Source organism: Pseudomonas sp. O230, assembly GCF_045447035.1.
Taxonomy (GTDB): Bacteria; Pseudomonadota; Gammaproteobacteria; order Pseudomonadales; family Pseudomonadaceae; genus Aquipseudomonas.
The window spans coordinates 236749-262168 of the sequence record NZ_JBJGXN010000010.1; the positions used below are offsets into that span (position 1 = coordinate 236749).

Consider the following 25420-nt stretch of genomic DNA (forward strand, 5'->3'; position numbering starts at 1 on the left):
CTGTCAGAAAGTGGCAGTGGCGATGAGCCCAATGGTTGGCCCTTTTGCTATCCATGGAAAAGCGTCTTGACCTAATACATGATTAGCATCATCTTAATTACATGTTTCACGACATCTATTATCAGTCACAGCGTCTTCCTTCAGGAGTCATCCCATGCATTACAAAGTGTTCGGCCGAAAAACCGGCTTGCGTGTCGCGGAATTGGCGCTGGGTGCCGGCAACTTTGGTACCGGTTGGGGCCATGGCGCAGAACGCGATGAAGCCAAGCGCATCTTTGATGGCTATCTGGAGGCCGGCGGCAATTTCATCGACACCGTCAACGGCTATCAGGGTGGCCAGTCGGAGGCCATGCTCAGCGAGTTCATCGCCACGGAGCGCGATCGCCTGGTCATCGCCACCAAATACACGCTGGGGACTACGCCGGCCGCAGGCATTTCCCACACCGGTAACAACCGCAAGAACATGGTTCGCGCCGTGGAAGAAAGCCTGACACGACTCAAGACCGATCACATAGACCTGTTCTGGGCGCACATGAGCGACGGCGTCACGCCCATGGAAGAAATCCTCCGTGGTTTTGACGATCTGGTACGCGCCGGCAAGATTCATTATGCCGGGCTGTCGAATTTCCCGGCGTGGCGCATCGCCCGCGCCGATCTGTTGGCTGAAGTGCGCGGGTTTGCGCCGATTGCTGCCATTCAGGCCGAGTACAGCCTCGCCGAACGCACGGCCGAACGTGAACAACTGCCGATGGCCGAAGCGTTGGGTCTGGCCGCAACCTTATGGTCGCCACTGGGTGGCGGGTTCCTCACCGGCAAATACCGCTCCGGTGACGAGAACAACCGTGCCGCCAAGCTGGGCATGCTGGTGCACGCCGAGAAAAGTGCCCGCGAAACCGCGCTGCTCGACACCTTGCTCGCGGTCGCGGCGGAGCTGGGCGCCAGCCCGACGCACGTGGCCATCGCCTGGCTGCGGGACAAAGCCAAACGCTCGACGACAGCGCTGATTCCGATTCTGGGTTCGCGTACGCGTGAGCAACTGGATGCGACATTGGGGGCTTTGAACGTGCAGTTGAGTGCCGATCAGGTGTCGCGACTGGATGGCGTCAGCGAAGTGGCCAAGGGTGTGCCACATGAATCCATTGCCGGTTCTGTTGCGCGGTTTAGCGGCGGCGAAACGCTGGATCAGCCAATAATTCCGGTGGCCTGAAAAAGCATCGCCAGCAAGCCGGCTCCTACAGGATTGCGTCGAGCACAACAGGTGTGACCGCCGCAAAAAGTGTAGGAGCCGGCTTGCCGGCGATGGCGTCAGCACGTTTATTGATCGACCTTATGCTTCGCCGCGTACAAACACAGCATCTCCATCGCCAACGTCGCCGCTGCCAGTGAGGTAATGTCCGCACTGTCGTAGGCCGGCGCCACTTCCACCACGTCCATCCCCACCAGATTGATCCCGCGCAAACCGCCGAGGATTTCCAGCGCTTGCACCGTACTCAAACCGCCACACACTGGCGTTCCGGTGCCGGGTGCGAACGCCGGGTCGAGGCAGTCGATGTCGAACGTCAGGTACACCGGGTTGTCGCCGACCCGTGCCCGAATCGCTTCGACAATCGCGTCCACCCCACGGCGATGCACCTGCCGCGCATCCAGCACCTGAAAGCCCTGATGATCGTCATTTGTAGTGCGCAAACCAATCTGCACTGAGCGGGACGGGTCCACCAATCCTTCCTTGGCCGCGTGCCAGAACATCGTGCCGTGATCGACGCGCTTGCCCTCTTCATCCGGCCAAGTGTCGCTGTGCGCATCGAAGTGAATCAACGACAGCGCTCCATGTTTACGGGCATGCGCCTTGAGCAGCGGGTAACTGATGAAGTGATCGCCGCCAAACGTCAGCATTGCGCAACCGGCATTCAGAATGTGCTCGGCGTGGGCTTCAATGCTTTCCGGCACCGACTGCGGCGAACCGTAATCGAAATCGCAATCACCGTAGTCAATCACCGCCAGATGATCGAACGGGTCGAACGTCCATGGCCAATGGCGCTCCCACGCGATCCCGGTGGACGCCGCGCGAATGCCGCGCGGTCCGAAACGCGCGCCGGGACGGTTGCTGGTGGCCGTATCAAACGGCACACCGCTGACAGCCACGTCGACACCGCGCAAGTCGCGGCTGTAACGACGACGCATGAAACTGGTGATACCGGCGTAGGTACTTTCGGCGGCAGTCCCGTAGAGACTGTCGCGGGTCATGGCCTGATCGTTTTGCACTGGGACGTCCATCAGGTGCTCCTTCTTATTGAATTACTGGCGGCTACGGAAAGTGGTCCACAAACGGGTGCGCTGACGCATGTCCTTGAGGCTCATGCTGCGGTCGGCGTACAGCCGTTCGCGCACATCGGCGAGGGGGAAAATGTCCGGATCGGTGCGCACCGCCTCATCCACCAGCGGTGTGGCGGCCTGGTTGGCGGTAGCAAAGAACAGCGTATTGGTCAGCGCCGCCACGGACTCGGGGCGCAACATGAATTCGATGAAGGCGCGTGCAGCTTCGGGGTGCGGTGCATCCATGGGAATTGCCAGGTTGTCCTGCCAGACCAGCGTGCCCTCCTTCGGAATCCGGTACGCCACTTCATACGGTTTGTTGGCCTTGCGCGCCTGATCGGCGGCCATGCTGGCGTCACCGTTGTAGGTCAGCGCCAGGCAAACACTACCGTTGGCCAGGTCGTTGATCTGCCGTCCGCTGGCGACGTACAGCACATTCGGCTGCAACTGATGCAACAACGCCTCGGCGGCTGACAGATCAGACTTGTCGGTGCTGTAGGGATTTTTACCCAGATAGTGCAGCGCCAGGCCGATCACTTCCTGCGGCGAATCGATGATCGCCACGCCGCACTCTTTCAGCTTGCTCGCATATTCCGGTTTAAACAGCAAATCGAGGCTGTTGAGCGGCACATCCGGCAAGCGCTTTTTCACCGCCTCCACATTCATCCCCAGCCCCAGCGTGCCCCAGGTATACGGCACGCCGTAACGGTTGCCGGGATCGACCGCGGCGAGTTTTTCCAGCAAGTCCGGATCGAGGTTGGCGTACCCCTTGAGGCCTTCATGGGGAATCGCCTTCAACGCACCCGCCGCCAACCCGCGCGCCAACACACTGGACGACGGCACCACCACGTCATAGCCGCTGCCGCCGGTGAGCAATTTGGTTTCCAGCACTTCCGAAGAGTCGAAGGTGTCGTAACGCACGTGAATGCCGGTTTCCTGCTCAAAGCGCTGCAGGGTTTGCGGCGCCACGTAATCGGCCCAGCTGTAGAGATTGACGACCTTTTCCTCGGCGTGGGCCGAGACGGACATGGCCAGAAACAGCGCGGGTAAACACAGTTTGAAGAGAGGAGCCATGACGAACACCTGACCAGAGGAAGTGGCTGCAGCATGCGTCGTCGGATACATTGGAAAAATACCAAGTCAGTTACCCTGACTTTATTGCGGAGTAATGTTTGATGCTCGGCCAGCTTCACGATGTGGATCTGCAATTGCTGCGGCTGTTCGTCAGCGTGGTGGAGTGCGGCGGTTTCAGCGCGGCCCAGGGTGAGCTGGGCCTGAGCCAATCGAGCATCAGCCAGCAAATGGCCAGACTCGAAACCCGGCTCGGCTATCGGCTGTGCAGTCGTGGCAAGGGCGGATTCAAGATCACCCCCAAAGGCGAACAACTGCTGACCGCCACGCGTGGACTGTTCGAGTCCATCGAAGCGTTCCGTCATCAATCCAATGGCGTGGCCGGTCGATTGATCGGCGAGGTACGCCTGGGACTCTCCGAAGCGGTGGATCAATCGGTGCTGCAACGGGTGGCCGAGGCGATCCGGCGCTTTCGCGAGCGCGATGAGTCGGTGCGCATCGAATTGATCAGCGCCATGCCCGCTGAGATGGAGCGCTTGCTGCTGCAACAACGGCTGGACCTGGCGATCGGCTATTTTTCACAGGTGCAAAGCGCGTTTGACTACCGCGAACTGTTCACGGAAACCCAACACTTGTACTGCGCCCCCGGCCATCCGCTGTTCACCAACCATGCCCCGGACGATCAAGCGTTGCAGGCGAGCGACCGGGTGGACCACCCTTACCGCTTTCTGCGCAGCGACGAGCCCTTCCAGGGCAGACGCTGCTCGGCGCGTTCGGAACAGGTCGAAGGCACCCTCGCCTTCATTCTGTCCGGCAAGCATGTCGGTTATCTGCCCAGCCACTTTGCCCGCAGTTGGGAGGACAAAGGATTGCTCAGGGCGGTGCGGCGCAGCGATATGAGTTTCGACGTGGCGTTTCATCTGGCCCGCCACCGGGCGCAAGTGCCGGGGGATGCGCAAAAGGCGTTTGAAGAGGATTTGCTTGCGGCGTTTGCTTAGAGGTCACCGTAATCCCCCTGTGGGATTGTGTAAGTCGATGAGTTTTCTGGCATCCTGCGCCTCCATTTTCTGACCCGGCCCGCCCTTCGGCACGCAAACCACCATGACCGCCTCTGAAAAAGCCCCTGCCCCGCGCCACAGCGACCTGATCTACGGCCTCGACGACCGCCCGCATCTGACCGCTACCGTCTTCGCCGCCCTGCAACACGTACTCGCCAGTTTCGTCGGCATCATCACCCCAACCCTGATCATGGGCAGCGCCCTCGGCTTGCAAAGCGAAATCCCCTATCTGATCAGCATGGCGCTGTTCGTCTCGGGCCTGGGCACGTTCGTCCAGGCGCGAAAATTCGGCCCGATCGGTTCCGGTTTGCTGTGCCTGCAAGGCACCAGTTTTTCGTTCATCAGCGTGATCCTCAGCGCCGGTTTCATGGTCAAGGCTCGCGGCGGCGGCACCGATGAAATCCTTTCGACGATCTTTGGCGTGTGCTTTTTCGCCGCGTTTATTGAAGTGGTGCTGAGCCAGTTCATCGGCAAACTGCGGATGCTGATCACGCCAGTGGTGACCGGGACGATCATCACGCTGATGGGGCTGTCGCTGATCAAAGTCGCCATGACCGACATCGCCGGCGGCTTCGGCGCGACGGACCTAGGCGCTTCCAGTCATCTGGCATTGGCGGCGCTGGTGCTGGGCACCATCGTGGTTTTGAACCGGGTGGACGTGCCGTTCCTGCGCCTCGGGGCGATCGTGATCGGCCTGACCTTCGGTTACCTCGTGGCGTGGCTGATGGGCCACGTGGATTTCAGCAGCATGCCCGACGTACCGCTGATGAGCGTGCCAGTGCCGTTTAAGTATGGTTTCAACTTTGACTGGGTCGCATTCATCCCGGTCGCGGTGATTTTCCTGGTGTCGCCGCTGGAGGCCGCCGGTGATCTGACCGCCAACTCGATGATTTCCCGGCAGCCGGTCAAAGGCCCGATCTACATTCGCCGGATCAAGTCCGGTCTGCTGGCGGACGGTCTCAATTCGGCGATGGCGGCGGTGTTTAACAGCATGCCGATGGTGACCTTCGCGCAGAACAACGGCGTGATTCAACTGACCGGCGTGGCCAGCCGCTACGTGGCGTTTTTCATTGCCGGTCTGTTGGTGGTGCTGGGGCTGTTCCCGATGATCGGCGCGGTGTTGCAACTGATGCCCAAACCGGTGCTCGGTGGCGCTGAACTGGTGATGTTCGGCACCGTGGCGGTGGCCGGGATCAAGATCCTCGCCGAAGCCGGCCTGCATCGACGCAACATGCTGATCGTGGCGATCTCACTCGGCATGGGCCTGGGTGTCGCGGCCGTGCCGGAAGTGTTGCGCGAGTTGCCCAAGGCGCTGCATAACATCTTCGAATCGCCGATCACCGTCGGTGCCTTGTGCGCTATCGTGCTGAACATCTTCCTGCCCGAAGAATTCATCGAGCTGGAAGAAGACGACTTCGATCCGGAAGCCTCGATCCTCCAGGTCATGGAAAACCCGGATGTCCCGGCCAAAGGTGAACCCGCCGCGCCAGCGGTGGTCGCACAGTTGAACCGCTAGACAGGCTCAAGGCCGAGCCACTGGTGGTTCGGCCTTTTTCTTCAAGAGAGCATGTCCATGCGCCGTGTCCACGCTACTGTCCTTTCCCTCCTTTTATTGTCCCTGAGCGCCTGCGCCCTGCTGCCCAATCGCGACCCGCTGAACATCAACGTGGTCGGATTCGAGCCGTTGCAAAGCCAGGACATGGAAGTGCGTTTCGCGGTAAAAATCCGCGTGCAGAACCCCAATGAAACGCCGGTCGACTACAACGGCGTGGCGCTGGACCTGTCAGTCAACGGCCAGCCCCTTGCCTCCGGAGTCAGTGATCAGTCGGGCTCGATTGCGCGCTTTTCCGAGACAGTGCTGACCGTTCCTGTGAGTGTTTCGGCGTTCTCCGTGCTGCGCCAGACATTGGGCCTGAGCCGGACCCAAACCCTGAACAACCTGCCTTATGTCTTGCACGGCAATCTGGCGGGCGGCTTGTTCGGCACGATGCGATTCACCGACAGTGGCAAGCTCAGTTTGCCGGGGTCGACAGTCGGCACCTGGTGACTTCAGTTTTGGTCATGCGTTGAATCGGACGCCGGGTTTGGCCCGCTCGTCCACGGTCAACTCGAACACATCCGGGCGCGCATAGTGGCCGACGACGTCGTAGTCATAACGCGCGCGGATCAGGTCGTCAGTGTCGATTTCAGCGGTGAGCAATCCGCGCCCTCCTCGCAGCGGCCCGGCAAGAATATCGCCCATCGGGCCGACAATCAGGCTGCCACCCGCTATCAACGGCCGGTCCGCCGGCCAGTTGGCGATCTCCACGCCCAGCGCTTGCGGCGAATCCTGAACCTGGCAGGCACTGACCACAAAGCAGCGACCTTCATGGGCGATGTGGCGCATGCTCACCTGCCACATCTCCCGCTCGTCCACTGTTGGCGCGCACCACACCTCCACGCCTTTGGCGTACATCGCCGTGCGCAACAGCGGCATCATGTTTTCCCAGCACACCACCGCGCCGATCCGCCCAACCTGGCTGTCGATCACCGGTAATGTCGAGCCATCGCCCTTGCCCCAGATCAACCGTTCGGTGCCCGTGGGCATCAGTTTTCGGTGCTTGGTGACCAGTCCAGCCTGCGGATCGAAATACAACGCGGTGCAATACAAAGTGCTGCCGGCGCGCTCGATGACGCCAATGACCAGGTTGGCCCCGGTGCGCGCCGACAACCCGGCCAGCGCTTCGGTTTCTGCGCCAGGCACGTCGATCGCGTCGGCGAAATACCGGGCAAATGCTTCTCGACCTTCAGGCAGTCGATAACCCAGTTGCGTGCCGAACCCCTCGCCTTTCGGGTATCCGCCGAGCAACGCTTCGGGCATGACCACCAGCGCCGCGCCGGCTTCGAGGATGGCGTTTTCGTACGAGAGGATCTGCTCCAGGGTCTCAGCCTTGCCGCCGGGCAAGGCACCGATTTGCAGTGCAGCAACGATTGACTTGGGCATCGCAGTAACTCCATTCGAATCGGGTGTTGCTCATTCTCAGGCGCTACCGGATCATGAATAAAGCCCCGTTCGCTGCTGAATGATATGAACACCATGAATATCGCCTCCGTCGATCTCAACCTGCTCAAAGTCTTCGAAGCCTTGCATGAAGAGTCCAGCGCCAGCCGTGCGGCGTTGCGCCTGGGCGTGACGCAGTCGGCGGTCAGCGCGGCATTGCGCCGACTGCGCGAGGTGTATGGCGATCAGTTATTCGTGCGCACCGGCCGAGGCCTGGCGCCGACGCTCAAGGCCAATCAGTTGAAACCGGTAATCAGCGACGCGCTGAACAAATGCCGACAAAGCCTGGCGATGGTCGATCCGGCCGCCCATCACTACGAAGGCCGTTCGGTCACGGTCGGCCTTTCGGATGATTTCGAAATCGCCTACGGTCGCCGTCTGATCGAAGAAATTGCCCGTTGCGCGCCGAAGTTACGGCTGATCTTTCGCCAGACCCACAGTCAGATCGTTGCCCAAGCGTTGATGGAACGCAGCATCGATCTGGCGATCACGGCCGGCGGGTTTGCCGAACGGTTGCTCAGCCGTCAGGTGTTGGGTGAAGGCGACTACTTGTGTCTGGTTGACCCGATCAGTCTGGTCGCGGGACAGAAAACCATAGACCTTGAGGAGTTCGTCACCCGTGAACATATTCTGGTGTCATCGGGTGGCTTTATCGGGATCACCGACGAAGGGCTGGCGGCGTTGGGCTTGAGTCGGCGCGTGTGCGCGTCAACCACGCACTTTGCCGCGTTGCCACACTTGCTCAAAGGCAGCCAGGCCGTGGCGACCATCCCGGCGCATGCCGCGCAAAGCATCGCGGCGCTCAGCGGGTTGGCGCTGCTGCCCTGCCCCTTGGCATTGCCGCGTTACCCGATCGAACTGGGCTGGCGCACCAGCACTCAGCTCGACCCGGTGGTGTTGAAAGTGCGTGAGGCCATTGTCGCGATTTTTGCGTGAGGTTCAGACTTACTTGGCCGCCATCAATCGATTGACTTCACTGCGCACCATGTTGGCGTATTCCGGAGGCGACATGCCGTCGAGTTCGGAACGGACCCATTCGGCCCATTTGCCTTTACGCTTGGCGCGTTCGCCGAACAAGCGTGCGGCCTCACCTTTGGCTTTGCCCAAGTTGTTCTGCCAGAGTTCGAACAGACGGGATTTCTCATCTTCAAGCGCTGCGCGCTCGGCAAGGGGTTTGTCGGCCAGATTGAAGCTCATGGGGAGTTACCTGCTGCGTAAATAGGCGACATCTTACACTGTAGGAAGAAATGTCCTGCGCAGGATTTTTCTACTGGATGGCCTGCGAAGGCAAAATCGCTGCAACTTTTTCAGTCGCCGCAGACTCCATTGTTCACTGCCCATTCACCTGCAAGGAGTAACCCAATGGCCCGCAAAACCGCCGCACAAGTCGCCGAAGACCAAATCAAGGATCAAGCGTTCAGCGAGCTTCAGACGCTGATTGAAGAGTCGGAAAAGTTGCTGAAAAGCAGTGCCTCACTGGTCGGTGAGGAAGCGGATACGCTCCGTGGGCAAATCGCCCAGAAACTCCAGCAGGCGCGGGACTCGGTCAGCAGCGTACGTGACCGGACCCTGCCCGCGGTCGAAGCCACTGAAACCTATATCGGTGGTCATCCTTGGCAAACCGTGGCAATTTCCGCCGGGTTCGGGTTGGTTGTCGGGTTGTTGCTGGGCCGCCGTTAAGCCCGCGATATCAAGTATTGAAATACGGTCCCTGTAGGAGCCTGCTTGCCGGCGATGGCGGACGATCAGCCAACATCTATATCGACTGATCCGCCGCCATCGCCGGCAAGCCGGCTCCTACACAGCCCGTGTTTCGACGCTAAATCCCGGCCAACTCCCGCAGGTTCGCCAACGTATCCGCATCGAGCTGAATACCATCCGCGCAGGATTTGGCCCGCTGATGATGGCGTCGATCGCCTGGCAACCGTTTAAGCCCCACACCGTGCATCTGCCGCACCAGTTCCTGGCTGCGTTCGGCGAAGTTTTGCCCGGCGGCCTTGCTCGGGTCGATCACGATCAACAGTTGGCCCGTCCACGGCGTTTTGGCGCCGGGGTGATTTTTCCAGTCGAATTCGAAGGAGAAATTGCCGCCGGTCAGCGCCGCCGCCAAAAGCTCCACCATCATCGACAGCGCCGAACCTTTATGCCCGCCAAACGGCAGCAACGCCCCGCCTTCAAGAATGGCTTTCGGGTCCTGGGTCGGTTGACCGAGGCTGTCCACGCCCATGCCGGCGGGTAAACGCTCACCCTTGCGTGCCGCGATTTGCACATCGCCATGGGCTATGGCACTGGTGGCCAGGTCGAAGACTATCGGATCACCGTCCGCGCGCGGGGCGGCGAAAGCAATCGGGTTGGTGCCGAACAGCGGGCGATCAGCGCCGTGCGGCACCACGCAGGTCATGCTGTTGACCACGCTCAATGCCACCAGCCCTTCGTAGGCGAACGGTTCGACGTCCGGCCACAGCGCCGCAAAGTGGTGGGAGTTACGGATTGCCAACACCGCAATCCCGGCACTGCGGGCCTTTTCCACCAGCAAGGGGCGAGCGGCGGCGAGCGCCGGTTGGGCGAAGCCGTTGCCGGCGTCGACCCGGACAAAACCCGACGCCACGTCCTCAACCACCGGCACGGCCTGGCCATTGACCCAACCGCTCTCCAGTGTCGACACGTAACCGGGAATGCGGAACACGCCGTGACTGTGAGCGCCATCACGTTCGGCGCCGGCGCAGTTGAGGGCCAGTGTCCTGGCGACTTCGGCAGAGGTGCCGTGACGAACGAAAATGCGTTCGAGCAACAGGACGAGAGAATCAAAATCCAGGGTTGAGTTGGCCGAACTGACTGCCATTTCAGGCGAAGCGGTCATCTGAAGCTCCAGTTTTATTTTTAGAGGCGGGCGACAGGGCGATTAAGCGCTTTCTTACCGGCGTCCTGTCAAGTCTCTCGCGCAAGCAATATGTACCGCACCCCGCCTTTTCCCGCCCCCTATTGTTGCCCCTCGACCCAACGACCGGCGCTGAACACCGTCGCAGCCCTTCGAGGAAACATCATGACAACACCTGCACTGCCGTATTTTTTTGACGAAGCGGAACGCGCATCTGCGGTCAGGCAACCCGGCGAACGAGAAAATGCGCTGAGACTTACCCTGGACGATCTGAACTGGCTGAAGGCCGCTTATCTACCGACTCAGGCCGCCCGCAAAACCCATGTCAAACCGATGCAGGCCTACCGGTTGCTGTTGTCTTTGCCGGGCAAGGCCGGCATCCCGTTGGCCGGCGCTTTTGTCATGAGTCGACCCAACGATGGCGAGGTCACGCTCTACACACCGTGGAAGGGTTTGATCAAATTCGCTGACATGGACGACCTCAAAAGCAAACTCAAGGAGTGGTTGGCGCAGGCCAGCGCAAAACGTGAACTGTTGCGTTTCATCTCCATCGAACAACGCCTGCCCCTGGCCGCCGCCACTGCCCTCGACATCTCCACCACCGATATTGAAGGTGCGGTGTTCGAAGACCAGGAACTCGTCCTCAAGCAACAGCAAGAAAAAAACATCCAGGCGATGGCGGACGAGCTGGTCAAGATGCCCACCTTGCAATCGATGCTCGACGACACTCTCAAGCACGCGTTGCTCAAACCGTTTCCCAAACTGGACCAGCGTCTGACTCGGCTGAAGAGTTTTGTCAGCACGGGTTCCGCGTTCGATGCCCCCGAAACGGCCCATACGATGTCCTCGATGTCACTGAGCGAGGCCCTCCTGCATTTTTACCTGACGAACCATTGGCCGACGGGCGGAGCCAGGCTGTTTGCCCATCCCGAGCACATCAGCAGCAGCGATGCTGACAATCTGACTTGGGAAAGCGCCGTAAAGGAGATCGCGCAGAGTTTTACGCCTCACCTGCAAAGCCTGCTTGAGACGTTCTGGAACACGCCCATGAGCAATGGCCTGTCGCGCCTGAATTTTTTCACCGACGGCATACGCGACACGTTTCACACGCGGCTTTTACATCAACGCCAGCAGGGCACTTTAACGACGCAGGAATATCTGCAACTGATGAACGTCAGCCTCGCCCCTGCCCCAGACAATCCCCTTCGCATCGACAAAGTGCGGGTCACCGCGCCGTTCAAACATTTCGCCGAGCTTGCCTCGACCCTGATGATCGGCGGCACCAGCACCCTGAGTTTTCTGTACAGCCCGTCCAGAGGCATCGAGGCCACCAGTAATCTGCCAGCGGTGAAAAAAATCGTGCTGCAAATGCTCAAAAGCGAGGGACATGAAGACACGCTGCTCAATTTCATGTCGCTGGACGAACGCGGCACTTTTCTTGGGCTGGAACCGGACGATCAGGTGGTCGTGGGAGAGCCGGTCATCGGCTCGGTGTTCGAACGCGTGATGGCCGACATCGTCGAAAAACAACGGCATAACCTCAGCCACGCCTTGAGCCGCTACCGTGAAAGCGAAGGCACGCTGGACCCTCACGCCTTGCTCGACAGTGCCCTGGACATCCGGGGATTGATCGATCACCGCCTGCTTCTGGCTGATGTCGCAGGTCGCTGGAGCACGCGCCCGGACCGCCGCGTGAACGCCCAACCGGCCACCGTTCGCGCCGAGTTGGCAAAACACGAGCTGTCGCTGCTGAACTCGGTTGAACAGGCACTTGATCAACGCATTGAAAAACACCCGGCCATTGCGCCCAAGACCCGCACGTTCACTGACGCGCAAAGTCTCGTCAACTTATCGCTGGCAGGTTTGCAGTCGAGTTTTACCCATACCCTGTCAACGGCACTGCGCAGTGAATTGAAGCTTCGTGCCGTCTCGCGCACCTTGGGTGCGACGGAACAGGCGATCATCAAAACCGTGCTCGATACTCCGATACACCTGCAACGAGCGGCATTGAACGGTTTTTTACCGGAGGTCTTTTCCCTGGCGTTGAAGGCCGGCACCACGGCAACCCCTCTGAAACTGGCCAGTTGTTTTGTCCTCACTGAACGGGGCGGCCTGGATCCGGTGCACTCGGGCAAGGCCGTTTTGTGGACGCCTGCACTGGGATTTGAAGCCTTCAACGCACTGACGCCTCTACTGGACGAACTCGAGCGACGCCTCAAGGATGAGAATCATCGCTTAACCCTTCTGGAAAACCTCGGCCGGAGCGAGCGGTCGCCAGGCAAGGCTTACACGCTGGCGCCACTGCAACGGGTCCATGGGCATTTTCTCGATTACTTGCAAAAGCCCTTTGTCGATCTGGACCAGACCTGTGTCACCCAAGCGTTGGCCACCCCGCTCTCCCCCGCACCGCTGGCCAGCCTGCTGAATCTGGTGGCCCTGCGCGAACCGATGACCGGGCTGCGCCGTGCGACCGATATTGCCGAGTCCCTGACCACCCAGCAAAAACTCCCGGCCTGGCTGGCCAAGGCGCCGATCAAAGACCTGATTCTGCATGGCGAACTGCTTCAGCAATACCTTCACAACGTCAAAGACGACCAGGATTACCTCACCGGTATCCGCTCATTGCAGCGCACCGCCCACCATGAACTGGAAAAACAACTCAAGGCAGACGACTTCGACATTGATCCGGACCAGGTCCAGGTCGAAATCAGCGCGAGCCCGAGGTCTGCGTCCAGCCGCCAAACCCTGACCGACTTTGCCTTGACTCACCTCAAGGACCTGGACGTCGTCTTTCTCAAACTGACGTCCCTGGACAACACGGTCATTCCAGAGGACATGGACGAACGCTACATCAAGGACCTGATACGCAACCTGAAGCCGGGTGAGCACCAGCAGAAAATAGTCAGCAACGCCTTGGCAGACTCCCCGGCGAACGCGGATCGCAGGACGCGTTTTTACACACAATTGCCCTGGCAGGTGATGCACCACGCCCACGCGGAAAAACTCCAGGAGCGCCTGAGCGAAACCGGGTTTGATCTGATCCGCCAGGTCATGGACATGCCCGATGCCATCGCCCGGGCGGCAGTCGAAGGTGCCCACGCAATCATTCGGCCCCTGGAGTTCCTCGGCGTCAGGAGCGGACAAACAGTCAAAGTACCCGGCGTCTATCTGATCGGCTCATCGGCCGATAGCACAGCGCCGCAGGTGCTGCTCGCACCTCACAGTCCCAGGCACGGGATAAAAGAATACGCCAGCGAAACACAGCTGCTGGCAGAACTGAAGACGCGCGGCACACTGCTCGATTGGGTCCTGATGACCCTGGAGAATCCTGACCGGATATTGCTGGAAACCCGGATGGCGACGCGCACTAACCGGGTAGCAAGAGCCACGTCGGAAACCGCAGGCAATACCGATGCCGGGGTCACACTGGCGTCCAATCCCATCAAGGGGCACCTGTTCGGGCACCTGTTCCATGACAATGCCGCGTTGCTCGGCCAGTTGCTCGGTTGTCAGTCCGATGACAAAAAGCAGAGTGCGTGGGCAACCATCAAGCACGTACTGGGCGAAGACCTGCACGAGGCGTATTCGTTTTTTATGGGCAAACTCGCCTACCCCGTCACGGTGTGGAACAGTTATCGGGACATCAAGCAATCCGCCGAAGACCTGCAGACGCACAAATGGGGTGCGGCGATCAGGGAATTCATCAGCGGGATTGCACAACTCGCTTCATTGCGCCAATCGTTGGACAGCCACGCGCCATCGACTTCTACGCCAGCCGCACCGGCACCCGCACCCCCCGATGCCCGCTGCCAATGGCAGGACATCAACGTCACCGCCCCCGAGCGCACAGGTTTGAAGCGGCATGAAAGCCTGCATGTCGACCTGAACTCGCTGAAGCCCGACTCAACGTCCGGGCTCTACGCGCATCCGACGACGAAACAGCTCTACGGGCCGGTTGAAGGCAAAGTGTTTGCGGTGACAAAACGCGGCAGCCGCTGGCGCATCGCCGATACACAGACGCTCGGCCCTTATCTGCGGCAAAACGTATCGAAGCAATGGGTGCTCGACCGGAATACCCCGACGCCGCAGTTCGGTCTCATGGATCGGCTGGATGCGGCGGTAGCTGCCTGGAAGGGCATGAACATTGACGCCCGTGGAATGCCGCAGATACGACGGTTTTTTCCGCAAAAGGCTCGTCAGATCGACGAAGCGCTGGACCTGGCAACGACCTATGCCTGGAACAGCTTTCGAAACCTGCAATTGCTGAAGACATCCGCAAACACCGAGACCCCCGTTCATCAGCTCATCAAGCGTTTCATGGATACGCCAGAGGTACTGCCCACGCATGTCGATAAGCTGGAAAAAGTCGTGGCCGACATGTTTAGCGCGTTGTTGGACCCAACGCTCAGAAAGAGCAAGTCCGATCGATTTGTCGTCGGCACGGTAATCGAAGGCGCAGACGTTACATTCGCCTTTGTCATCCCGAAGGACGCCAAGAAGAAGATCTATCTGGCAGAAAGATTCTTCACTCCCGGTTACGAGCACTACCGGGAACACCTTTGCGACAAGACCTTCCCGATCAACACACATGCCCGCGCGATGACCCTGTTGCATGAGCTTTCGCACATTGCCTGTAAAACTGAGGACATTGCCTATCTGGACCCTGGCAGGCCCTTCGCCGACCTGATAGGCACGGCCAGCATGACCGCCACTAATCTCAAGACTGCATTGACCCACGTTCAGGACATCGCATTGTCGATCAAGACCCCTTACACACAGCTGTTCATGACCCAGGATCCCGACACCGGCGAGTGGGAAGACCCCGGAAGTACTACTTATGAAAATACTGATCGGGTGAAAGAGCATCTTCTGACATTGACCGCCGCAGAAAACCTGAGTGGTGCCCGCGAAAACTTTAAAAAAAGTTCCCTGACCCGCCTGGCGGTACAACTCGGCAATGCCGACAGCGTGGCCTGGTTAATCAGTCATCTCGGACGGCAGTTACACGTCAATACACCTTGATTCAACAAAATAAACAGCCGTTTGATGGGTAAATGCCATGACGGCTGTTCTCGCAGACTGCCCTCAAGGTTAGAATGCGGGAAATCAGGATGAGTCAATGACCGACAGCCCTCTCTCCCAAGCCCAATATGACGCCATCACCGATGCCGCTGCGCACTGGTGCATGCGTCTGCACGCCACCGACTGCACAGCCGAGGAACGGCAAGCATTCGAACAGTGGCTTGACGCCGATCCGCTGCATGCGTTCGAGTACGAGGCCATGCTGGAGATCTGGGATGTAGCGGGAGATTTGCCTCGCCCCGAAGCCGTCATGCCCGTCGCTCGTCTCCGACCGGCAACGCCTTGGCGCACGTTCGGCATCGCTGCCGCCGTGTGTGCACTGGCGTTGCCACTGGCGGCTTATAGCGGTTGGAACCTGGGCTGGATTCCCAACTCGTACCAGCATTTCGAAGCCGGCGATACGGTCCGTCAGGTCACACTGAGCGATGGCAGTCAGGTCGAACTGAACCTTGGCACCGAGCTGACCTACAGCAATTACAAGGATCAGCGGCGCGTCAGGCTGGAAAAAGGCGAAGCCTTCTTCAACGTCAGTCACGACACGAACCACCCGTTTATCGTCCGGGCGGCGGACGGCAGAATTCGGGTCACCGGCACCCAGTTCAATGTCTGGATGTACGAGGATCAGGTGCGCGTCAATCTGATTGAAGGCTCGGTACTGGTCAGTAGCAACAATGACTTGCCGGGTGATGGCCTGCGGCTTGAGCCATCGATGCAGGCTCGCTACAAACAAGGCGACTTCACACCACAAATCAGCCAGACCTACGCCAACGACAGCTCGCTGGCCTGGCGTCACGGCAAACTGGTGCTCGATAACCTGGCGCTGTCCGAAGCCCTGCCATTGATCAATCGTTACCTGAACACCCCGGTGATGGTCGCCGACAGCAGCACCGGCTCGATCCGCCTCGGTGGCATCTACAACATCAAGGAACTCCACAACCTGGTGGCGACGCTGCCCAAGGTGTTGCCGGTCTACCTGACCCGTAACAAGGACGGCAATCCGGTCCTCAACTCCATGCCGCAGCAACCGCCAAAAAGCTGAAGACCGCAACCCTTGCGGGTGCGGCCTGCTTTTCAGCGCTCAAAACTGTTCAAATTACTGTTTGGCCACCTTCGCGGCTTTTTCGTCCTGCTCGCGAATCGTCTGTGCCTGGTACTGCGGGTCCGAAGTGATCTGCTGTTCGGTGAATGGCAACACGCTCAGTTGCTTCTTCGAGAAGGCCAGCGTCTGATCGTTGGCGTGCTTCGAGGCCGGGTCGCTGGACAACGAGAACGCCAGCAGCCCTTTGGCCTGAGGTCCCTTGTCGTCGAAGGTCACCAGTTGCAAATAACTGGTGCCACTGACCACTTCGCGTTTTCCGTCGCTTCTCGGCACGCTCTGAATCGCGTTGTACACGCCCAGCGTGCCTGGCCCGCCGTGAATCGGCGTCTGCTGACCACCGCTACTGACCACCTGGATATCGCCCCAGCGGCTGTCCGTCTTGAGCCCCGACGTATTGACCGAAGCCACCGACGCCAGCATCGCCTCGCGCACCGCCTTGGCGACTTCCGGGCGATCGACCGCCAGGCCGCGCGGTGTGTGTTGCGGGTCTTTCGGATCGAACACCACACGCCAGACATCAGGCGTTTCCTGAAGCGCTTCAATGACGTTCTGGAAATGGACAAATCCCAAACCGCTGTCCAGATTCGCGTTGCGATCCCAGGCCTTCAGAATGGCACACAGCGGCATGAGCGTTGGCGCGTCGGTCCCAAGGTCCGCCGCGCAGAATTGCAGCAGGTCCGGCATCACTTGAGTCGCCTGGTAGACCTGATCGTCCATCACCATCCGTTGCAGATCAGCTGCGGCAATCGGGCCGGCCTTGCTCAATGTGCCCAGACGCTCCAGAGCAAAGCGTGAGCGCAGGCCCAGTGGTTGGCCATCCTGGCTGATCAGGGGCGAAAAACCGGTGAGCGGTTGTGCCGGGTTGACCATCCACGCCGAATCGTTGGAGTGCTGCACAAAATCCTTGCGCAATAACTGCGGTAATTTGTCCGCCGCATAAATGCCTTTTTGCGCCGCCTTCGGGTCGATGTCCCAGGCACAGGCGCTGTTGGAACCGTCGAGTACGATCAGCTCCAATCCGATCCGTGGATCGCTGCACGCGGCCAGTTTGGCGGCACTGACGTTCGGCACCACCGACAGGTTCATGTACAGCGTCTGCCCCTGATCGTCCGCCGCCAGGGTGTTGACCCACGGGATGCCCTGGATGTTGTGAACCGATGCCTGCAGGTCCTTGAGGCTGACTGCACGATTCATCGCGTACCACTGCTGCAAGACCCGGTCGTTGTCCAGGTTGGCGTCACGCAGGCTGTAGGCAAACTGGTTATCCCAGTCCAGTTTTCCCGGCCATTGCACAACCGGGCCGAACGGCGAACTGTAGACCACATGAGCGACCTCGCGGGTCTGCCCGTCAGGTTGTTTCACCTTCACGGTCACAATCTGCTGCTTCATCGGCAGTGACTTGCCGTCGAGCAGATAGCGGGTCGAATCCTGCGGATCGAGTTGCAGGCGATACAGGGTGAAATGCTTGGACGAGTCCACGGTGTGGGTCCAGGCCAGGTGCTGATTGAAGCCAATGTTGATCATCGGCAGTCCCGGCAGCGCGGCGCCCATCACATCGAGTTTGCCGGGGATGGTCAGGTGCATCTGATAGAAGCGCATCCCGCCGACCCACGGGAAATGCGGGTTGGCCAGCAACATGCCACGGCCATTGAACGAGCGCTCACTGCCCACCGCGACCGCGTTGCTGCCGCGATCCAGCGCGAAGCGTTGAATGCGCGCAGCGGCCATCTGGAACTGCGTCGAGGCCGCTGTGTTTTGCGCGACGGCTTTGGGCGGCGTGGCACCGGCCAGTGCTTCGGCAAACTGCCCGACGCCGCCTTCGACCAGCAGGCGCCGGGTCAACTTGACCAGGTCCTGTGCAGTAATCTCGCGCACCCAGTCGCCCTGGCATTGCTGCGGCAAACCTTGCGTGCGACGTTCTGTCAGCGAACGGTTGTACCCCGCCACGTAACCCTCGATGAGGTCGCGGACTTCCGGGGTTTGCGCCTGCCAGAAAGCGGCGACGGCTTGCGGCGTATTGAGCCAACTGAAAAACACGTCGCTGACCTGGTTTTCGCGGTCTTCGACCGTGAACTGCTCCGGGCCGAAATAGCGTGAACGTTCGCCGTTCACCGTGGTGATTTCATTGGCCAACAGGCACAGATTATCCTGGGCGTAGGCGTAGCCAATGCCATAGCCGAGGCCACGTTCGTTGTCGGCGCGGATATGCGGCACGCCGAAGCTGGTCCGGCGGATATCGGCCGTCGCCGATTCCGGCTGACTGCGCGCGTTTGCCGCAAGACTCACGCCCACCAACACGGCGGCAAGGCTCAATCGGGTTAACTGCCTGGTAATAATCACACTCGCTCCTGATCCAATAGGCAGGGTGCTGCCGTCATGTAGGAACGAAATTAATGAGAAAAATTTAGCGCGTTGGAGGGCGTTTCTGCGGGGATTTACACGCTTGTGACGTGATGGCGACAAAATTTCTACATCCGAGCCTTCATGATTTGTGGGGCTCGTACGTCTTACTGAGTAAGAGCACCCAACACATTTCTATCCGGTTCAGGCTCTGAAAAGGAGATTTTGCATGTACAACTCGCAACTGCCAACGGACGGTAGCACTGCGCCAATGGGCTCCTCTATGGGCTCGGGCCTGTTCAATCAGCGAACCGAACGTCACGGCAACGAACGGATTCGGGTTCTGCTCAAGAGCTTCGGCCTGCGCACCAGCCTGATTCGCCTCAAAGTCATCGACGCCTTGCTGACCGCCGCCGAAAGCGATCGCAGCCTGGGTGTGCGCGGCTTCCACAGCCACCTGCTGGACCTGGATATTCCGCTGTCCTTTCTCAGTGTGCGCGAAGTGTTGAAACGCTTGTGCAGCGAAGGCGTGATCACCCTGAACCCGGACAAAAGCTACAGCTTGCACCCGCAGGCCTTCGCCGCATTGCACGGCGAATAACCTGACCCTGGCGCGTCGCTCAGGGCTTGACCTTGCGACGCATCACGCCATTGACCACCACCACGATCACCGCCACGCCAATGGCGATGTACTGGAACAGTTTTTCGCTGATGACGCCGGTATTCTGCAAATACGAAAGGCCAAACATGATTCCCAGCACCACCAGGGAAATCAGAATCGAGTATTTCAAACGTTGCGACTGGGTCATGGCCCTTTTCCTTAAACAAAAAGCTTAAACGTAAGCGAACGCGAACCTTAAAGATGTATCCGGTTTGTATCCGAATGCATGCCAAGCCACTACCGTTTTCCGGGGATGGGGCGCTGCAAACGGGGTCTCATGTTACAGCCGATGAAGCCTTTTGGCTTCATAGCGGCGATAACCATGAGGATTTTGAAATGTTCCGTCGAATCACACTGCTGATTCCCCTGCTGGCCATCCTTTCCCTGAGCGGCTGCATTATTTTCCCCCACGGCGGATGGCACGGCGGCCACCATTACGACAATCGTGGAGGGCCGGGTTACTACCAGCATCGCTGAGGTTTTTAGCGCGCTGACGGTTCCCTGAAAAACTCGTTTCCCGGTTGCGCGCAAAGCTCGATCATCCAGTCAACGAATACCCGTACCCGCCGTGACAACTGACGGTGAGGAGGATAAAGCGCCGTCAGCGGCATGACCGGTGGCGGCACTTCCCTCAGCACCTCGACCAGACTTCCCTCCTTCAACCGCCGGGCCACGTGATAGTACGGCACCTGCACCAGCCCATACCCGGCCTCGCATGCCGCCAGATAACCATCGGCACTGTTGACCGAGACATGCTTGGACAGATTGACCGGTTGCAGTTGGCCATCAACGACAAATTCCAGCCCGTAGCGTTTACCGTTGCTGGCGACATACTCCACCATTTGATGCCCCCTCAGGTCGGCCAAACCGTGTGGCGTGCCATGACGCTGCAAGTAATCCGGGCTGGCGCAAGTGACCTGGTCCAGCATGACCAGCGGCCGCGCCACCAGTGAATCATCGAGAGACGCACCGCCGCGCAACACGCAATCGACACCCTCTCGAATCAGGTCCACCGGCCGGTCATTCAAACCGATTTCCAGCTCGATCAACGGATAGCGCGCGGTGAACTGCGGCAATGCCGGAATCACGATCAGGCGCCCCACCCCCGCCGGCATGTCCACGCGCAACAAACCCTTGGGATTGTGGCGCGCCGCGGAGAACACCGCTTCGGTTTCCTCAAGATCCGCCAGCAAACGCACGCAACGCGGGTAGTAGGCCGCGCCGTCGAGTGTCAGGCTGATTTGCCGGGTGGTGCGTTGCAGCAACTGCACGCCCAGATGCGCCTCCAGCTGTTTGATCAGAATAGTCACCGAGGCACGGGGCAATTGCAGGCTGTCTGCCGCTTTGGCAAAGCCCCCCAGCTCGACGATCCGGGTGAATACGCGCATGGCGTTGAATCGATCCATTGGGCTCTCGTACCGACTGATTATTTAGAAATTACTAATAGTGATAGCAGTTTTATCCGGTTTATCTGGATTCTGTCGAGGTTAACAATGGGATTCACATTCACAGGGAGCTGATTTCATGCAAACACGTCAATTGGGTAAGAACGGTCCGCAGGTCAGCGCGATCGGTCTGGGCTGTATGGGCATGTCCGATTTCTACACCACCGACACCGACACCCGCGAAGCCACGGCCGCCCTGCATCGTGCGCTGGAGCTGGGCATCAACCTGCTCGACACTGCCGACATGTACGGCCCGCGCACCAACGAAGAACTGATCGGCAAAGCCATCGCCGGCAAGCGCGATCAAGTGTTCCTGGCGAGCAAGTTCGGCATCGTCCGCGATCCGGCGAACCCGACCGCGCGTGGGGTCGACGGACGTCCGGAATACATCCGCGCCTCTATCGACGGCACCCTCAAACGACTCGGCGTCGAAACCCTGGACTTGTACTACCAGCACCGTGTCGACCCACAAGTGGCCATCGAGGAAACCGTCGGCGCCATGGCCGAACTGGTCAAGGCCGGCAAGGTGCGTTACCTGGGCTTGAGCGAAGCCTCGGCGGCAACGCTGGAGCGGGCGCATCAGGTTCATCCGATCAGCGCGCTACAAAGTGAATACTCGTTATGGAGCCGGGATCAGGAAGACAATGGCTGCCTGGCCGCGTGCCAGCGGCTGGGCATTGCCTTTGTCCCTTACAGCCCATTGGGGCGGGGTTTTCTGACCGGTGCACTGCAAAGCCCGGACGATTTTGCGGCGGACGACTACCGTCGGTTCAGCCCGCGTTTTCAGGGTGACAACTTCGCGAAAAATCTGTTGCTGGTGCAGCAAGTACAGGATCTGGCGGCAGAGAAAGGCGTGACCGCGGGTCAACTCGCGTTGGCATGGGTGCTGGCCCAGGGTGATTACGTGATCCCGATCCCCGGGACCAAACAGCGTAAATACCTGGAAGAAAACGTGGCAGCGCTGGAGGTAAAACTTAGCCGCGAAGCGTTGCAGGCGCTGGAAGCGATCTTCCCGGCGAATGCCCCTGCCGGCTTGCGCTACCCGGAAGAAATCCTGAAGTTGCTCGACCGTTAACCAGCGTCTGGCCCGTTCAATTGCCTGGACGGGCCAGCGCAATCGAGCCGTCCGTCACCTCCCGCCGTTCTTGTACGAACGTACCTAAAGCTCGACCCGAGCCAGCCGATAGCCCTTTGAAGCGCCGAATTTCATACCGATACCCACAATAAGATCGCTGCCAAAAAGGACCCGGCTCCATGCCCGCATTCCGCACTATTCAGGCTCGCTACACGTTGTTTCTGGTCCTGTTCATTCTTCTGCTGTCCATTCTCACCGTGGTTGGCATCAGTCAACTGGTCGCGCCAAAGCTGCGCCACACCGAAGAACAAGTCGCACTCAATCGCATCGCCGAAGTCGCCGAACAAATCCAGGGCGAACTGAACAAGGTTCAGGCGCAACAGCGCAGCATCACCCAGACCATCCCTCTGCTCGACAGCGCCGCCATCGACACAGTCCTGCCGGGCCTGGTCGATCAGTACGGCGAACTGAAAGTCTTCGGTGGCGGCATCTGGCCCCTGCCCGGCCAGCGTGAGGCCGGGCGCAACAAATTCAGTACGTTCTGGCATCGCGATGCCTCGGGCAAACTGGCGGTCAATACCTTCTGGAACAGCGACGCCGCGCCCAATTATTACGACCAGACCTGGTACAAGGGCGGCATGCAAACCCCACGCGGGCAATGCGCCTGGGCCGCAGCCTATAAAGATGACGCCAGCGCCGAGCCGCGCACCAACTGCGCCATGGCCATCCAGAAAAACGGCGCGGCGTACGGTGTCTCGACCATCGACGTGACCCTGGGTTTCTTCAACGACCTGGTGGCGCGCAAGGAAAAAGACCTCGGCGCCGAAATGCTGATCGTCGAAGCCGACGGCAAGATCATCAGCAACAGCTCGCGCATCAGCGGACCGATCGTGCTGAAGAACATCAGCGAACTGGCCGGCAACTCACCGTTCGCCAGCCAAGTGAAGGCCGGCCTGCAAAACCGTGATCAGGCGCAGCGCGTCGAGTTCGACAACAACGGCGAAGCCAACACCTTCTTCATGCGCCCCATCGAAGGCACACCGTGGTTCCTCGCCACCGCCCTGCCGACCAGGCTGATCACCGCGCAGCGCGACGACGTGCTCAGCAACCTGAGCCTGCTGCAAATCCCGATGGTGATCCTGCTGGTGCTGCTGCAAATCTATGCGATCCGCCAACTGATCCAGCGCATGAAAGCCCTGAAGGCCAATATCGACGCACTGTCCGCCGGTGACGCCGACCTGACCAAGCGCATCACCATTCGCGCCGAAGACGAACTGGGCGCTATCGGCCACTCGGTCAACGCCTTCATCGTTTACCTGCAAAACATGATCGGCGAAGTCACCCAGGCCACCGGCGCCATGGCGTCCGGCCTGGATAACCTGCAGCGCACCTCTGCCCACACCAGTCAGATTCTGGTGCGCCACGCCTCGGAAACCGATCAGACGGTCACCGCTATTACCGAAATGAGTTCGACCGCCGAAAGCGTGGCGCAGAACGCCGCCGAAACCGCCGCTTTCACAAAACGCGCCAACGAAAACGCCGACCGTTCGCGGGTCGTGGTGGGTGAAGCGTCCAGCAGTGTGATTGCGTTGATCGACGAAGTGGCCAGCGCTACCCATAAAGTCGAAAGCATGCAACAGGACGCCCAGCGCATCACCGAGATCCTCGGGGTGATCGGCGCCATCGCCGGGCAAACCAACCTGCTGGCCCTTAACGCGGCCATTGAAGCGGCGCGTGCCGGTGAGCAAGGTCGTGGCTTTGCAGTGGTGGCCGACGAAGTGCGCGCCCTCGCCGCCCGCACCCAGGCCAGCACCTCGGAAATCAACGAGATGCTCACGCGCCTGACCCAAGGCGTCAGTTCGTCGGTCAGCGCCATGGAAAACACCCAGGCCAGTTGCCAGTCAGCGGCCGACGCCACGGCGCGGGTCAACACCGGGCTGGACGAAATGGCCGGCTCCGTCAGCCACATCAACAGCCTCAGCACCCAGATCGCCACCGCCGCCGAACAACAAAGTGCGGTAACCGAGGAGATCAACCGCAGCATGGTGCAGATCCGCCACATGGTGGATGAACTGGTGAAAAGCGGTCAGGCCAGTGAGCTCAATACCCGGCAGTTGCTGGAAGCCAACTCACGCGTCAGCGCGATCATGGGGCGCTTCAAAGTCCGCTAAACAACTGAAGGCAAGCGCAAAAACCTGTGGGAGCGGGCTTGCTCGGGAAAGCGGTGTGTCAGTCAGCAATAATGTTGTTTGACACACCCCTTTCGCGAGCAAGCCCGCTCCCACAGGTTCTGTGCCTATCCCCGCATTAATTCGAAACAATCTCGCCGCTCTTTACCGGCTAAAGTAGTCAAAATGCCTCTTTTTTTGATCGCCATCCGAGTCGAGATCCCTCCATGCGAACCCACCTGCGTCTGGTCGCCCTGAGCGCCCTGTTCATTTCTTCCCTGGCCCAGGCCGCCGACCTGATCCCCATCGAAGTCCACCGCGACGCCAACTGCGGCTGCTGCAAAAAATGGATCAGCCACCTGGAGGCCAATGGCTTCAAGGTCGAGGATCACGTCGAAGCCAACATGAGCGAATTCAAGCAACAGCACGGCGTGCCGCCGCGTTTGGCGTCCTGCCACACCGGTTTGATCAATGGCAAATTCGTCGAAGGTCATGTCCCGGCCGATCAGGTGCTGGCCTTGAGCAAGCGTGACGACCTGCTGGGGGTGGCCGCGCCCGGGATGCCGATGGGTTCGCCCGGCATGGAAATGGACGGCATGAGCGACGCCTATCAGGTGATCGGCCTGAAAAAGGACGGCACTGACGTAGTGGTGGCGGACTACCCCGCCGCCCATTGATGTCTGCTGCGTACATCGGGCTGTTTTTCGCCGCATTCGGTGCGGCGACCCTGCTGCCGTTGCAGTCTGAAGCGGTATTGGTGGCGCTGTTGCTCAGCGAGCAGTATTGGCTCTGGTCGCTGCTGGCCGTTGCGACGCTGGGCAATGTCCTCGGCTCGCTGCTGAACTGGTGGCTGGGGCGCGGTATCGAGCGGTTCCGCGACCGGCGCTGGTTTCCGGTCAGCCCACGTCATCTGGACAAGGCCCGCATTCATTATCAGCGCTACGGTCATTGGTCACTGTTGTTGAGTTGGGTGCCCGTCATCGGCGATCCGCTGACCCTGGTGGCCGGTGTCATGCGCGAACCGCTCGGGCGCTTCCTGCTGATCGTGACGCTCGCCAAAGGCGCCCGTTACGGCGTGCTGGCCGTGGCGACGTTGGGCTGGATCGGTTGAACCATCACCCGCCGCGATGGCCTGTGTTTAATGCCGCCCTAATCATGTCGATCCAGCATCGCCGATTTCCCCTGGAGTC

The 25420-nt window shown here is 59.8% G+C and carries 22 protein-coding genes; 14 read left to right on the forward strand and 8 right to left on the reverse strand.

Annotation, left to right across the window (positions count from 1 at the left end; genetic code table 11):
- Nucleotides 1–154 precede the first annotated feature (154 nt).
- Nucleotides 155–1207, forward strand: coding sequence for an aldo/keto reductase (locus tag ACI77H_RS22485; protein WP_407013908.1), 1053 nt, complete (start codon nt 155–157; stop codon nt 1205–1207).
- Between the two features lie 107 nt (nt 1208–1314).
- Here the strand turns inward: ACI77H_RS22485 and speB are convergent, their stop codons facing one another.
- Nucleotides 1315–2274 carry an agmatinase gene (gene speB, locus ACI77H_RS22490; RefSeq protein WP_253403612.1) on the reverse strand — a complete coding sequence of 320 codons (960 nt, stop codon included), beginning with the start codon at nt 2272–2274 and terminating at the stop codon, nt 1315–1317.
- A 21-nt stretch (nt 2275–2295) separates the two neighbouring features.
- On the reverse strand, nt 2296–3387 hold the full coding sequence (locus ACI77H_RS22495; protein WP_407013909.1) for a polyamine ABC transporter substrate-binding protein: 1092 nt from the start codon (nt 3385–3387) through the stop codon (nt 2296–2298).
- A 101-nt stretch (nt 3388–3488) separates the two neighbouring features.
- Here ACI77H_RS22495 and ACI77H_RS22500 point away from each other — a divergent pair, with 101 nt between their 5' ends.
- The 3 genes from ACI77H_RS22500 to ACI77H_RS22510 all read left to right on the forward strand — a co-directional run bounded on the left by ACI77H_RS22500 (nt 3489) and on the right by ACI77H_RS22510 (nt 6489).
- On the forward strand, nt 3489–4382 hold the full coding sequence (locus ACI77H_RS22500; protein ID WP_407013910.1) for a LysR family transcriptional regulator: 894 nt from the start codon (nt 3489–3491) through the stop codon (nt 4380–4382).
- Nucleotides 4383–4485: 103 nt separating this feature from the next.
- Nucleotides 4486–5958, forward strand: coding sequence for a nucleobase:cation symporter-2 family protein (locus tag ACI77H_RS22505; RefSeq protein ID WP_407013911.1), 1473 nt, complete (start codon nt 4486–4488; stop codon nt 5956–5958).
- A 57-nt stretch (nt 5959–6015) separates the two neighbouring features.
- Nucleotides 6016–6489: an LEA type 2 family protein gene (locus ACI77H_RS22510; RefSeq protein WP_407013912.1), complete on the forward strand. Its 474-nt coding sequence runs from the start codon at nt 6016–6018 to the stop codon at nt 6487–6489.
- 12 nt (nt 6490–6501) lie between these two features.
- Here ACI77H_RS22510 and ACI77H_RS22515 read toward each other — a convergent pair whose 3' ends face one another.
- Nucleotides 6502–7425, reverse strand: a complete 924-nt coding sequence (locus tag ACI77H_RS22515) for a carbon-nitrogen hydrolase family protein (RefSeq protein WP_407013913.1) — start codon at nt 7423–7425, stop codon at nt 6502–6504.
- An 84-nt stretch (nt 7426–7509) separates the two neighbouring features.
- Between ACI77H_RS22515 and ACI77H_RS22520 the strand changes: the two genes are divergently transcribed.
- Nucleotides 7510–8418, forward strand: a complete 909-nt coding sequence (locus ACI77H_RS22520) for a LysR substrate-binding domain-containing protein (RefSeq protein WP_407013914.1) — start codon at nt 7510–7512, stop codon at nt 8416–8418.
- A 9-nt stretch (nt 8419–8427) separates the two neighbouring features.
- Here the strand turns inward: ACI77H_RS22520 and ACI77H_RS22525 are convergent, their stop codons facing one another.
- Nucleotides 8428–8679: a hypothetical protein gene (locus tag ACI77H_RS22525; protein ID WP_060542917.1), complete on the reverse strand. Its 252-nt coding sequence runs from the start codon at nt 8677–8679 to the stop codon at nt 8428–8430.
- Between the two features lie 165 nt (nt 8680–8844).
- Between ACI77H_RS22525 and ACI77H_RS22530 the strand changes: the two genes are divergently transcribed.
- Entirely contained in the window at nt 8845–9162 is a 318-nt protein-coding gene (locus ACI77H_RS22530) for a YqjD family protein (RefSeq protein WP_407013915.1), read from the forward strand.
- Nucleotides 9163–9301: 139 nt separating this feature from the next.
- On the opposite strand, the gene ACI77H_RS22535 is transcribed toward ACI77H_RS22530, so the two are convergent.
- Entirely contained in the window at nt 9302–10342 is a 1041-nt protein-coding gene (locus ACI77H_RS22535) for an Ldh family oxidoreductase (RefSeq protein WP_407013916.1), read from the reverse strand.
- Nucleotides 10343–10525: 183 nt separating this feature from the next.
- Between ACI77H_RS22535 and ACI77H_RS22540 the strand changes: the two genes are divergently transcribed.
- Nucleotides 10526–15382 (forward strand): dermonecrotic toxin domain-containing protein, encoded by a 4857-nt coding sequence (locus ACI77H_RS22540; protein WP_407013917.1) that lies wholly within the window; start codon nt 10526–10528, stop codon nt 15380–15382.
- Nucleotides 15383–15479: 97 nt separating this feature from the next.
- Nucleotides 15480–16481 carry a FecR family protein gene (locus tag ACI77H_RS22545; protein ID WP_407013918.1) on the forward strand — a complete coding sequence of 334 codons (1002 nt, stop codon included), beginning with the start codon at nt 15480–15482 and terminating at the stop codon, nt 16479–16481.
- 54 nt (nt 16482–16535) lie between these two features.
- On the opposite strand, the gene ACI77H_RS22550 is transcribed toward ACI77H_RS22545, so the two are convergent.
- Nucleotides 16536–18881, reverse strand: a complete 2346-nt coding sequence (locus tag ACI77H_RS22550) for an acylase (RefSeq protein ID WP_407013919.1) — start codon at nt 18879–18881, stop codon at nt 16536–16538.
- A 229-nt stretch (nt 18882–19110) separates the two neighbouring features.
- On the opposite strand from ACI77H_RS22550, the gene ACI77H_RS22555 reads away from it, so the two are divergent.
- The gene (locus ACI77H_RS22555) at nt 19111–19482 is read left to right on the forward strand and encodes a fe2+ zn2+ uptake regulation protein (protein ID WP_407013920.1); all 372 of its coding nucleotides are present in this window, start codon (nt 19111–19113) and stop codon (nt 19480–19482) included.
- Nucleotides 19483–19501: 19 nt separating this feature from the next.
- Here the strand turns inward: ACI77H_RS22555 and ACI77H_RS22560 are convergent, their stop codons facing one another.
- Nucleotides 19502–19690 (reverse strand): hypothetical protein, encoded by a 189-nt coding sequence (locus tag ACI77H_RS22560; protein ID WP_059405111.1) that lies wholly within the window; start codon nt 19688–19690, stop codon nt 19502–19504.
- Nucleotides 19691–19878: 188 nt separating this feature from the next.
- On the opposite strand from ACI77H_RS22560, the gene ACI77H_RS22565 reads away from it, so the two are divergent.
- Complete coding sequence (locus ACI77H_RS22565; protein WP_407013921.1) at nt 19879–20019, forward strand: hypothetical protein; 141 nt, start codon at nt 19879–19881, stop codon at nt 20017–20019.
- A gap of 5 nt (nt 20020–20024) precedes the next feature.
- Here ACI77H_RS22565 and ACI77H_RS22570 read toward each other — a convergent pair whose 3' ends face one another.
- Nucleotides 20025–20948, reverse strand: coding sequence for a LysR family transcriptional regulator (locus tag ACI77H_RS22570; RefSeq protein ID WP_407013922.1), 924 nt, complete (start codon nt 20946–20948; stop codon nt 20025–20027).
- 118 nt (nt 20949–21066) lie between these two features.
- Between ACI77H_RS22570 and ACI77H_RS22575 the strand changes: the two genes are divergently transcribed.
- From ACI77H_RS22575 to ACI77H_RS22590, 4 genes are all read left to right on the forward strand, one after another.
- Complete coding sequence (locus tag ACI77H_RS22575; protein WP_407013923.1) at nt 21067–22062, forward strand: aldo/keto reductase; 996 nt, start codon at nt 21067–21069, stop codon at nt 22060–22062.
- Between the two features lie 179 nt (nt 22063–22241).
- Nucleotides 22242–24233 (forward strand): methyl-accepting chemotaxis protein, encoded by a 1992-nt coding sequence (locus tag ACI77H_RS22580; RefSeq protein ID WP_407013924.1) that lies wholly within the window; start codon nt 22242–22244, stop codon nt 24231–24233.
- Between the two features lie 224 nt (nt 24234–24457).
- Nucleotides 24458–24907, forward strand: a complete 450-nt coding sequence (locus tag ACI77H_RS22585; protein ID WP_192416250.1) for a DUF411 domain-containing protein — start codon at nt 24458–24460, stop codon at nt 24905–24907.
- The gene (locus tag ACI77H_RS22590) at nt 24907–25341 is read left to right on the forward strand and encodes a YqaA family protein (RefSeq protein ID WP_407013925.1); all 435 of its coding nucleotides are present in this window, start codon (nt 24907–24909) and stop codon (nt 25339–25341) included. The genes ACI77H_RS22585 and ACI77H_RS22590 overlap by 1 nt, the downstream gene beginning before the upstream one ends.
- Nucleotides 25342–25420 lie beyond the last annotated feature (79 nt).

Excerpts from the sequence above, each read along its gene's own strand:
- ACI77H_RS22485 (WP_407013908.1), top strand. The coding sequence starts at position 155 with ATGCATTACAAAGTGTTCGGCCGAAAAACCGGCTTGCGTGTCGCGGAA.
- speB (WP_253403612.1), bottom strand. The coding sequence starts at position 2,274 with ATGGACGTCCCAGTGCAAAACGATCAGGCCATGACCCGCGACAGTCTC.
- ACI77H_RS22495 (WP_407013909.1), bottom strand. The coding sequence starts at position 3,387 with ATGGCTCCTCTCTTCAAACTGTGTTTACCCGCGCTGTTTCTGGCCATG.
- ACI77H_RS22500 (WP_407013910.1), top strand. The coding sequence starts at position 3,489 with ATGCTCGGCCAGCTTCACGATGTGGATCTGCAATTGCTGCGGCTGTTC.
- ACI77H_RS22505 (WP_407013911.1), top strand. The coding sequence starts at position 4,486 with ATGACCGCCTCTGAAAAAGCCCCTGCCCCGCGCCACAGCGACCTGATC.
- ACI77H_RS22510 (WP_407013912.1), top strand. The coding sequence starts at position 6,016 with ATGCGCCGTGTCCACGCTACTGTCCTTTCCCTCCTTTTATTGTCCCTG.
- ACI77H_RS22515 (WP_407013913.1), bottom strand. The coding sequence starts at position 7,425 with ATGCCCAAGTCAATCGTTGCTGCACTGCAAATCGGTGCCTTGCCCGGC.
- ACI77H_RS22520 (WP_407013914.1), top strand. The coding sequence starts at position 7,510 with ATGAACACCATGAATATCGCCTCCGTCGATCTCAACCTGCTCAAAGTC.
- ACI77H_RS22525 (WP_060542917.1), bottom strand. The coding sequence starts at position 8,679 with ATGAGCTTCAATCTGGCCGACAAACCCCTTGCCGAGCGCGCAGCGCTT.
- ACI77H_RS22530 (WP_407013915.1), top strand. The coding sequence starts at position 8,845 with ATGGCCCGCAAAACCGCCGCACAAGTCGCCGAAGACCAAATCAAGGAT.
- ACI77H_RS22535 (WP_407013916.1), bottom strand. The coding sequence starts at position 10,342 with ATGACCGCTTCGCCTGAAATGGCAGTCAGTTCGGCCAACTCAACCCTG.
- ACI77H_RS22540 (WP_407013917.1), top strand. The coding sequence starts at position 10,526 with ATGACAACACCTGCACTGCCGTATTTTTTTGACGAAGCGGAACGCGCA.
- ACI77H_RS22545 (WP_407013918.1), top strand. The coding sequence starts at position 15,480 with ATGACCGACAGCCCTCTCTCCCAAGCCCAATATGACGCCATCACCGAT.
- ACI77H_RS22555 (WP_407013920.1), top strand. The coding sequence starts at position 19,111 with ATGTACAACTCGCAACTGCCAACGGACGGTAGCACTGCGCCAATGGGC.
- ACI77H_RS22560 (WP_059405111.1), bottom strand. The coding sequence starts at position 19,690 with ATGACCCAGTCGCAACGTTTGAAATACTCGATTCTGATTTCCCTGGTG.
- ACI77H_RS22565 (WP_407013921.1), top strand. The coding sequence starts at position 19,879 with ATGTTCCGTCGAATCACACTGCTGATTCCCCTGCTGGCCATCCTTTCC.
- ACI77H_RS22570 (WP_407013922.1), bottom strand. The coding sequence starts at position 20,948 with ATGGATCGATTCAACGCCATGCGCGTATTCACCCGGATCGTCGAGCTG.
- ACI77H_RS22575 (WP_407013923.1), top strand. The coding sequence starts at position 21,067 with ATGCAAACACGTCAATTGGGTAAGAACGGTCCGCAGGTCAGCGCGATC.
- ACI77H_RS22580 (WP_407013924.1), top strand. The coding sequence starts at position 22,242 with ATGCCCGCATTCCGCACTATTCAGGCTCGCTACACGTTGTTTCTGGTC.
- ACI77H_RS22585 (WP_192416250.1), top strand. The coding sequence starts at position 24,458 with ATGCGAACCCACCTGCGTCTGGTCGCCCTGAGCGCCCTGTTCATTTCT.
- ACI77H_RS22590 (WP_407013925.1), top strand. The coding sequence starts at position 24,907 with ATGTCTGCTGCGTACATCGGGCTGTTTTTCGCCGCATTCGGTGCGGCG.